This is a genomic window from Aquimarina algiphila (assembly GCF_007489275.1).
Lineage (GTDB): Bacteria > Bacteroidota > Bacteroidia > Flavobacteriales > Flavobacteriaceae > Aquimarina > Aquimarina algiphila.
In genome coordinates this window covers 1-7,152 of the sequence record NZ_VLNR01000122.1, presented here as the reverse complement: position 1 = coordinate 7,152, position 7,152 = coordinate 1, and the positions used below count along the sequence as shown (strand labels likewise).

6 protein-coding genes and 2 pseudogenes are annotated in these 7,152 nt (G+C 29.7%); 5 read left to right on the top strand and 3 right to left on the bottom strand.

Annotation, left to right across the window (positions count from 1 at the left end):
- A pseudogene (locus FOF46_RS32855) lies at nucleotides 1-108 on the top strand (IS982 family transposase); the annotation flags it as partial.
- Here the strand turns inward: FOF46_RS32855 and FOF46_RS29835 are convergent.
- Nucleotides 105-1,817 carry a hypothetical protein gene (locus tag FOF46_RS29835; RefSeq protein WP_143919087.1) on the bottom strand — a complete coding sequence of 571 codons (1,713 nt, stop codon included), beginning with the start codon at nucleotides 1,815-1,817 and terminating at the stop codon, nucleotides 105-107. The pseudogene FOF46_RS32855 and the gene FOF46_RS29835 overlap by 4 nt on opposite strands.
- A gap of 670 nt (nucleotides 1,818-2,487) precedes the next feature.
- Here FOF46_RS29835 and FOF46_RS29830 point away from each other — a divergent pair.
- The 3 genes from FOF46_RS29830 to FOF46_RS29820 all read left to right on the top strand — a co-directional run bounded on the left by FOF46_RS29830 (nucleotide 2,488) and on the right by FOF46_RS29820 (nucleotide 5,571).
- Nucleotides 2,488-3,417, top strand: a complete 930-nt coding sequence (locus FOF46_RS29830; protein WP_167572010.1) for a helix-turn-helix domain-containing protein — start codon at nucleotides 2,488-2,490, stop codon at nucleotides 3,415-3,417.
- Between the two features lie 194 nt (nucleotides 3,418-3,611).
- Nucleotides 3,612-4,178, top strand: a complete 567-nt coding sequence (locus tag FOF46_RS29825) for a hypothetical protein (RefSeq protein ID WP_109438865.1) — start codon at nucleotides 3,612-3,614, stop codon at nucleotides 4,176-4,178.
- Between the two features lie 793 nt (nucleotides 4,179-4,971).
- Nucleotides 4,972-5,571 (top strand): Crp/Fnr family transcriptional regulator, encoded by a 600-nt coding sequence (locus FOF46_RS29820; RefSeq protein WP_244299801.1) that lies wholly within the window; start codon nucleotides 4,972-4,974, stop codon nucleotides 5,569-5,571.
- Nucleotides 5,572-5,573: 2 nt separating this feature from the next.
- Here FOF46_RS29820 and FOF46_RS29815 read toward each other — a convergent pair whose 3' ends face one another.
- Nucleotides 5,574-6,452, bottom strand: a complete 879-nt coding sequence (locus FOF46_RS29815) for a sterol desaturase family protein (protein ID WP_143919084.1) — start codon at nucleotides 6,450-6,452, stop codon at nucleotides 5,574-5,576.
- A 118-nt stretch (nucleotides 6,453-6,570) separates the two neighbouring features.
- Here FOF46_RS29815 and FOF46_RS29810 point away from each other — a divergent pair, with 118 nt between their 5' ends.
- A complete protein-coding gene (locus FOF46_RS29810; protein ID WP_143919083.1) occupies nucleotides 6,571-6,783 on the top strand; it encodes a YgaP family membrane protein in 213 nt (70 codons plus the stop codon).
- A 256-nt stretch (nucleotides 6,784-7,039) separates the two neighbouring features.
- Here FOF46_RS29810 and FOF46_RS32850 read toward each other — a convergent pair.
- Nucleotides 7,040-7,152, bottom strand: a pseudogene (locus tag FOF46_RS32850) (IS982 family transposase); the annotation flags it as partial.

Sequence of the window (7,152 nt, the reverse complement as noted above, 5' to 3'; positions counted from 1 at the left end):
TTTAAAAATAGAATCTTATCAAAGATCACAGCAATGACCATTATTCAATATATCAATAGGTTTGAATTCAACAGAAATATAAACAACCTAAAAATTAATATTAACTAAATGCACAACGGGTTAAAACTATTTGTAAGTATTTGCCCGGGTTGTAAAAAACCTCCACCATAAGACAGGGTTGCTATATAGCATGGCGTGAGAGGGTCACAATCATTCACCTCTCTATAATCAGCACAAGCAAGCCCAGAGGTTGTGTTTATTTCAGCAATTTTAGCAATAACACTTCCTCCTACAGCAGCTTTAGTTACAGTAATAGAAATATCTGCTGCCGTAACCTCTGTAATGGTAAATGTTTTGGCTTCAGCATCATCATCTCCATTTGGATAAGATGCATTAGCAAATGCCCTATATGTTTCATTTGGGTTAGTACAAGCTGAATTGAGAGGATCATAAAAATCATCAAATTCATCTCCATCTACTCCAGGGTCATACGTGTTTTGCTCGTAAACAAATTCTGTACTCCCTTTTGTTGGATAAATAATTTTTTGCAATGCTCCATCAGAAGAACGATCAAAATTAGGTTGTCTAGGACCATATAAATCATTAATATCTACTAATTTCCCAGTGTTATTTACGTTAGCAAATCCCCAAAAATCTTGTTTAGTAAAAGCGATGTTATCAGAAGGACTATTCTTATAATAAAATTGATAACGATGACTAGGATCATTATTAATAGTGATATCTGTTAATAATTTTCTTGTTTTATTGTTATTGTCATATACGAGGTCGTAGTTGAATATTTCTTTACTAAAGTAATCGTTTACCTTTATTTTATCTATGCGTGCGAGGTATTGGTTTAATTCTGTGGTCACTGGTCTTGTAGAAACAAAATTAACAGTACCTAATGAGAAAGATATACTTTCGAGTATTTTTGAAGAGATACCATATCTGGCTTCAGAGTTTCTTAAATTATTGCCACATCCACTTGGTCCTATTGATTTTGTATAGGATTGCGAAAATATCCTTTGAGTATGATAGTAACCTGTATAGTTAAGGGTGATCACTCTGTTATCGGTTAGTAGTATTTTTGAGAGTTTCCATCCAGAGATGTATCCATAGGCAGGGGTCGAAACAAGGTCATTAATCCCAATAGGAGGTATTCTCTTTGTAGTTTCTGTAGATTGAAAGAAATATTGTATTCCGTTATCATCAGTAACTTTAAGTCCTTGTGCGAAATCTCCATTGATGACTTCGATTTTATAGGGTTTATAGGGTTTAATAACTGCATTTTTGTTTTCATCAAAATAAAAACTCGCCTGAATATTCCCGACACTTATCATAAACTTATCAGGCTGAGTATCCCAGATTCCTAAGGCAGAATTTTCTTCAAAACTTCGTCTATCTACAGATGATAATTGATTATTTATGTAGGGGATAACTTTGTTTAACCCAATCCTATTAGTTCCTATATATCCGTTAGGCTCCTCATCTGGTCTTCCTCTTAATTGTCGGGTTATAATGCCACCAGCGCTTAAGGACCAACCCAAACCTGTAGCCCCTGGAATTTCGTCTACCAATAATCCAGTGTAGTTATAATTTAGGGTTATAGGTAGTTGAAAATTACCTTCTTGTATGGTATATATTGGAATACTTTGATTAGCTACTCCAATACTCATATTTACGGGGATCTCACCAAACTTTCCAAGTGTTGATGCTTCTGGAGAAGCAGGGAAAATTTGTGGAATGTCAATTGGACCCGATTGAGAAAAAATGAGGTGTCCAGAAATTAATAGAAAATTAAAAATTATTTTTTTCATATGTCTAGTGTAAAAAAGTGCAGTAGTAATTGGTTAATTACTCTCATGATGATTTATTTTTTATTTTTTAATATGATATTTGATTGAGTAGTTTCAAAAAAGACCTTCGAAGTACCTATATGGTTTAATGATATGACAAGGGATTTTGAATCGTGCAATAGGTGATAACTGTTTCATAATGTGAATGTATTTGTGTGATTAATAAAACTCACTCTTTATTCATTTTTAAATTAAAAGAGAGATTGTTTTCACCCTTTAGTGTTACCACAAAAAAAAATGATACCCTGTTTTTTTTAGATTTTTTTGAGAATTGTATTTTTTACATTAAAAAAGTTGCGTTATAAAATGTTGTATTTGTACTCAACGTGTAACTTTATCATAGCTTTATGAGTCTATAGAATAAGATTTTGTATAGAGAAAAAACAGTTGTTTTATCGACTAGATTTAAATAGTGTAATACCCAAAAATGTAATTAATGGACTTAATTTTGGATTTTATTTTTGTTGGGGGGATAATCATAATCTCTATAATTTTATGGCTGTTAATAAAATCAAAAAAGAAACAGCTATCGCAAAAAATATTGATTGTGTTTTTTGTACTTCTATTTTTTATTACACTATATTTTTATGCCCAGCTACATCATATTATTTGGCTGATACGAATTTGTTTTGTGCCAAATGATATCAGTGTATTAATGATAGGACCACTATTATTCCTGTATATAAAATCGTTATTTTTAAAAGAAGAAAACCTGATAAAGAATTCATTATCACATTTTGTTCCAGCTGCCTTATTTGCTGTTTTTATAGCAATTCCAACAATTGTATATGATATTATACCTCTGGGTTGGTTATCATATGTACATTCAGATTTTATACGTATTATTCTTAAAACCGAGGATATATATATGATAGGATATCTCTTGATTTCGTTGCGATTGTTATCAAAATATAGAGCATTGTTAAAATTTAAATATTCTAATTTAACACTGTATGATTTTAATTGGATTAAGATGATGTTGATTGGGGCATTGTGTATTATTAGTTTCAATTTTAGTGTTCTGACATATGAATTCTTTTTTGGAGATTTTAAAATGAATATAGAATTTATTGCAGTGGCAACAATGGTCATATGGATTGCGTATTTGGGGTATTATGGAGTGTATCAATCAAAAGTATTACTGCCCGATTTTCTGTTAGATAGTGATGAACTAAATACTGAGGTTCATGTTAATTCACTATCAGATGTTAAAAAAGAAGAGTTTGAAGTATTAAAAAATAGGCTTTACGATATCATAGAAAATAGTAAGCCTTATTTAGACGAAAATCTGACATTAAATACATTAGCACAACAACTTTCTACTACTGATAAAAAACTATCTACGTTGCTCAATCAATATATGAATACGAACTTCTATGACTTTATTAATACATATAGAGTAGAGGAAATAAAACAAAAACTACAATCAGAGCAATATGAAAATTATACCCTTTTAGGAATTTCTTATGAGTGTGGTTTTAAATCTAAAACTAGTTTTAATAGAGTCTTTAAAAAAGAAACAGGGCTTTCGCCTTCTGCCTACAAGAAAAGCCTGTCATAGATTTCTTCAATTTTTATGATCAAAAAAAGACCAATGCTTCTATTGGGACGATTAGCCTGTTTTATTTTTATTGATTTGTCTTCAAGTCTTTAATCAGGCAATGGATAAGATATAGTAAAGTAACTTTTTATTATATGGATTAAAATTTCATTGTTTTTAAGGTAATGACATTGTTTAATTTAAAAAATCAAAAAATGAAGAAAAATCTATTGACATTAATTTTCCTTTGGATAACCTTAATTGTTACCTCTCAAGAAGCAAGTGTGGAAAAATCGGTTTTCGGAATCCAAGCGGGATTTTCGGGAATATGGGCGCATACAGAGTTAAAATTATCAAATCAAATTGCACTACGAGGAGAGTTAGGTTTTGATGGTATTTGGGATCATGAATTTTATGAAGAAACTGATTTTTTATTAGTAACAGTACTTACCGTAGAACCTAGATGGTATTACAATTTAAATACCCGAACAAACAAATCCAAAAGAATAGATGGTAATAGCGGTAATTTCTTTTCGATAAAAACGAGTTTACGGCATTCTGATTTACTGATTGTTTTAGATAATGAAGAAGATACCAAAATTGTAACCAATCTATCCATAATTCCTACTTGGGGAATTCGACGTAATATAGGGAAGCATTTTAATTATGAAACCGGAATAGGAATTGGCTATATCCATTATTTTGGAAAGGACGCAGGTTTTCCTAAAAATAAAGATGAAACCGCAATTAATTTACATTTACGAATTGGATATAGGTTTTAGAATTTTAAACAAAATACATTAAGATATAAATGAACTACTCAGGGTTTTGTTTTTTTAGCTCGAGAACACCATTCTCAAAAGACTAACAATTATAAAATAATTGATAACAGATATTTGAAAGTTTACACGCAAAAGTTTTTTAATTCACATTCAGCAGCTTTTAATAGTTTTTTTAATTTTCTCTTTTTAAATCTACACTTAGTATTTGATATGTCATCTTTGATTCGGTAAATAAGGGATTCACAGTATTTAATTCGATTTGAAACGGGTAACTTCAAGATTACATTTTTGTATAATTGATCTAGATGGACCAATGAGTTTGGGGAATTTTTATAAAATAAAAACATTTGGGTTATAGTTTTATCTCGTTATATATTTTGGTTTTAAGATTAAACACTGACTGTTTTAATTGCATCAAACTTCATTCCCAAGTCCTAGTAAAATAGTTAAAGTATTACTAAGAATAGTTGTGGTTTTATACGATTAATACTATGTTATAACACCCTTTTAAAAGCAAGAGTTTGATGGTAAGAGAAATAGTTTATGGTACTAGTGAGTTGTTTTTCTTAAATATTTTTTACACAATCAGAGAGTTAACAAATACTATTTTAAAACGAAAAGAGGAACGAAGTAAAGATTATATGAAAATTTGTAAATATTCTATTTTTTAATCGTCTATCTTAGAGTACCTAATAGCAGTATACTATTCAGGCAATACTTAGAAACAAAAGTAATAAAAGATAAAACGTTGATAGCTGAAGCTCTAGATACCTATTTTCCTAAACTAGCTACTATGCCAGAACTCAAAGCAGAATTGGTAGCGATAAGCAGTGTACATAAATTTAATTCGGGAACAGTAATTTTAAGACAAGGATCATATATAAAAGTAATACCCTTAGTGATTTCTGGTTTGATAAAAATTTTTAAAGAAGAACCAATACATGGAAATGAAGTTCTGTTATATTATATAAAACCTGGAGAGAGTTGTGTGATGTCTGTAACTACTTTGGTTAGAAATGAAACAAGTAGGGTAAAAGCCGTGATTGAAGAAGACTCAGAAGTAGTTATTATTCCCGCAGATAAAGCATTGAAAATTGCTAAGGCATACCCAAAATGGAATGAATTTATCTATGACCTCTTTAATTTTAAATTCGAAGAACTTATTAATGTTATTGAGATACTAACGTTTTCGAATAAAGATAAACGACTCCTAGAATATTTGAAAAAAGAAGCACAAGTGAAAGGGGATAATATCCTTCGTACCACTCATAAGGATATAGCCTATGATTTAGGTTCTTCTAGAGAAGTGATTTCCAGATTGCTTAAAAAATTAGAACAAAATGGTGTAATACGTTTAAAACAAGGAGTTATTGAGCTTTTACAAATAAACTAATGTTATTTTGCTTTTTTGTTCGAGAAACCATGCACAATTTGACCAAGAAAGCTTTTAGGAAATTGCTCTTCACCTTCAAACCCTAATTCAATTGTACCACTATCCTCTGGAATATAATTTGTTTTAAAAATATAGTCCCATAAACTCGAGCTAATACCAAAATTTACTCCAAATCTGCCTTCGGGTAATTTATATGAATGATGATACAAATGCATCACAGGATTATTAATAAGGTATTTAAGCGGACCCCATGTAATTTTTATATTAGAATGATTAAAATGCCCGATAGTAATTGCTAAAAAATGTACGATATAAGCCTGTTCGGGTTCAAACCCACCCAAAATCATAACTGCAAACGTCTTTAATGGTTTGTAGAGGATATTTTCCATCCAATGATAACGTAAATGCGCAGCAAATCCCATTTCTTTTGTACTATGATGTACTTGATGATATTTCCATAAAAATGAATACTTATGTAATAAAATATGAGTAAACCATTGCACAAAATCTAATAGTATAAAGAAAATAAGTAGTTGTGTCCATAATGGCCAATCTGATATTTCTATTATAGCTAAACTTTTGGAGGTAATATGAATATCATTAAATAGAACTTCCAATAATTTATAAAAACCACTTATGGCTATAGAAAAAATAAAGAAATTAAAAAACATATAAAAGCCATCAATCCAAAAGTCTTTTCTAAATATCGATTGATTTTTCCTCCAGGGAAATATTATTTCTAATCCCCAGACTAAAAGTGATATGATAATAATCCCCCAGAAATAATTTGTATACCAGGGAACCTCAAAAAGTATTGAATTCCAAGTCCACTGTATTGTTCCTAAAAATGCATCGATAAATGCATTCATATACTTCTCCATAAAAATCCTTTTGCATAACAAAGATACCAATATCCTATTTTGGAACTTGTAACAAATGTCACAGTATTTCTTTTTTGTACAGATTAGTTTTGATTCTCAGAATTTAAAAAAAAATAAGATGAAAAAAAATATGAGTAACCTGGATCGCATTATTAGATTAGTGATTATAGCAGTAATTGCTATTCTTTATTATACAGGAACTGTTCAAGGAGTTTTTGCATTTATTTTATTAGGTGTTGCAGGAATCCTATTACTTACCAGTTTTGTTAATTTCTGTCCTTTATATCGATTGTTAGGAATTAATACATGTAGGATAAAAACACCAAACTAATTGCAATTAAAAGGGATATACAAACAAGTATATATTTTTTAGTTCAACTTAAATATTCACACAAATGAAAAAAATCTTTTTAATTTTAGTATTAAGTGCTTTTGTATTTAATTCTTGAGAGAAGGAACCAGTTGAAAGAGAAAATAACATTATATAAAATTTAAAGAGGTGGTAAAAGTTGTAAGATAAAGGGTTAGCAGTAAGTTTATTAAGGGGAATAAGTGTTAAATATTCATTTTAATAACCCGTTGTGCATTTAGTTAATATTAATTTTTAGGTTGTTTATATTTCTGTTGAATTCAAACCTATTGATATATTGAATAATGGTCATTGCTGTGATCTTTGATAAGATTCTATTTTTAAATCCCT